We start from the raw sequence: 2,210 nt of genomic DNA, 5'->3' as shown, positions 1-2,210 counted from the left end.
GTGTCTCAGATGTGGGTATCACAGGTCTATCAAAATGCAGGACTTGGATATATAGGCGGGAATGCCTGTGATATGTACCGAAACTATACCTTTACATCAGACAGGTCAAAGCTCAAGGTCGGAATGCTTGTGGCAGTCGAAAGCAGCAGTAGCGGAAGCAGTGCAGGGCTTACCTATGGTCATGTAGGTATTTACATTGGAGATGGAAAAGTGATTGATAACATCGGTCGAATAAGAGTAACTACCTTAGATGATTGGATAGCAACATTTTGTAAGCACCATCCCGTAGGATTCGGTTTTCCGCCAAATGTAAAGAAATAGGAGGTAAGAATTTGAAAAAGGAACTGATAGCAGTAAAAAACAGAATAAAGAAGTTAAATGATAAAAAGGCTCTGATTGATGAAGAATTGGAGCCTTTATTCATTCGTGAAGAAGAGCTTGAAAATGAAGAAATCATTGCCATTTGCAGAAAGAATAACATCACAATCAGCGATTTGATGGCAAAGGTAAACAGACAAAAAGCAGAAATGAAAAAGGAGAAAACAAATGAAAACCAGTTTGAAAAAGAATAATAAGTTTTGGACGGTAGCACTTGCGGTAATTGTAAGTATTAGTTGTATTTTAGGTCTTTGGACGGTTGTTTATGCACAGGAGCAAAAATCTGAAGCTCCAACAAAAAACGAAGCTGTTCAAACGGAAGTTGAAGTAAATGTAAGGTATATCTTTGAAGATGAAAAGGTCTTTAAGGAAGAAAAGATAAAGGCTGAGAAAGGACAACTTATTGATAGCGGAGATCTTCCAATGCTCCCAGATGATATGAAATTCATTGATGAGTTTCTGTTTTATGAGGTAAAGGGAGATGGAAAAGATGAGATTATCCGTAAGGTAGCAAAGATGGAGGTTAAGGATAAGGAAACGCAGACGGAAGAAGAAAAGCCAAAGCAGGATGAATGCACTCAGACAGAAGATAAGGGAACGCAGACAGAGCTTTCTAAAGACGATATTTCAAAAATAGAAAAAGAGGCAAAAGAGCTTCAGGATAAACTTGATAAGTTAAATTGCGAACTTAAGGACAAAGACAAATTAAGTGATAAGCAAAAGAATAAAATTAAAAACCTTGAAGATGAAATTGATATCCTGAAAGAAAAAATGAAGAAAGATAAGGGAAATAAGGACTTATCAGAAGATATGAAAAAGGAAATAGATAAGCTGACGGAAAAGGTGAAAGAGCTTGAGAAAAAGGCAACTGAAACAAATAAAGCTCCTGTAACATCACAATCAGTTACACCGATTAGTCCTATTTCCGGAATTAAGACAAGTTCAGGTATTTCTCATCAAACACCACAGACTTCTGTAAGTAGTACCGGTAAAGGCTCATCGGATTCGGTAAGCTCAGGTAATACTACAAAGGATACCGACAAAGGCAAAACGGAAGTAAAGGAGAAAGAAAAGGAAGTTCGCTATCCCAATAAGTTGACGGCAAAAGCTCCTGCGAATAACAGTCAGGATTCATCAATGGATGGTACGAGTAAGAGCGTAAACACCAATAAGGGTGTGGCTTCATCTCCGTCAAAGACGAGAGCATCCGTTACGGAGAATAAAGATAATGCAAATAAGGAGTATCCGATTCATCATGGAGATAGCAGCGATAACAAAGAAACGGATCAGTATTCGGCAGATGCAAGGCAGTTTATTACCTTTCAAACGAAAAACGGTAAGACCTTTTATTTAATCATCAATCATGATGAAGATAGTGAGAATGTAATGCTTCTTACGGAAGTATCTGAAGATGATTTGATTAACATGGTGGAGAAAAAAGAAGCACCAAAGCAGGAAGTAGTAAAAGAAGAACCTGTTAAGGAAGAAGTAAAGCCTGAGAAGAAGGACGAAAAGGGTAATTTAGGAACCTATATTATTTTGCTTCTTGTAGTAGGTGGTGCATTAGGAGCAGGCTACTATTTTAAGGTTGTGAAAAAGAAAGAAGATAAAGAACTTGAAGCCTTAGAGGAGGAAGATGATGATTTCTTTTCTGAAGCTGAAAGCGAGGAAGAAATAAATGATGCAGATGAAGTAGAAGATGAAGAATAAACGCACCTAAAAACATATTATTTTGAGTGCAAAGTTAGGGCGGGAGAGTAACATCTTTCGCCCTATTTTGATTTATAACAGGAGGAAAACACAGATGAACTGATTTATGTAAAGCTTTACAT

2 protein-coding genes and 1 pseudogene are annotated in these 2,210 nt (G+C 37.3%); all 3 read left to right on the top strand.

The annotated features are described in order from the left end of the window. Nucleotides 1-321, top strand: a pseudogene (locus HMPREF9333_RS08155) (CHAP domain-containing protein); the annotation flags it as partial. Between the two features lie 11 nt (nt 322-332). After that, nucleotides 333-572: a hypothetical protein gene (locus HMPREF9333_RS08150; protein ID WP_000711884.1), complete on the top strand. Its 240-nt coding sequence runs from the start codon at nt 333-335 to the stop codon at nt 570-572. Beyond that, complete coding sequence (locus tag HMPREF9333_RS08145) at nt 547-2,088, top strand: CD1107 family mobile element protein (protein WP_005541311.1); 1,542 nt, start codon at nt 547-549, stop codon at nt 2,086-2,088. The genes HMPREF9333_RS08150 and HMPREF9333_RS08145 overlap by 26 nt, the downstream gene beginning before the upstream one ends. Nucleotides 2,089-2,210: the final 122 nt, after the last annotated feature.

Origin of the sequence: Johnsonella ignava ATCC 51276, from assembly GCF_000235445.1 — a bacterium.
Taxonomy (GTDB): domain Bacteria; phylum Bacillota; class Clostridia; order Lachnospirales; family Lachnospiraceae; genus Johnsonella; species Johnsonella ignava.
The sequence above is the reverse complement of the archived record's forward strand: the minus strand, read 5'-3'. Positions and strand labels throughout refer to the sequence as shown.

Coding starts and splice junctions, on each gene's coding strand:
- HMPREF9333_RS08145 (WP_005541311.1), top strand. CDS start 547: ATGAAAACCAGTTTGAAAAAGAATAATAAGTTTTGGACGGTAGCACTT.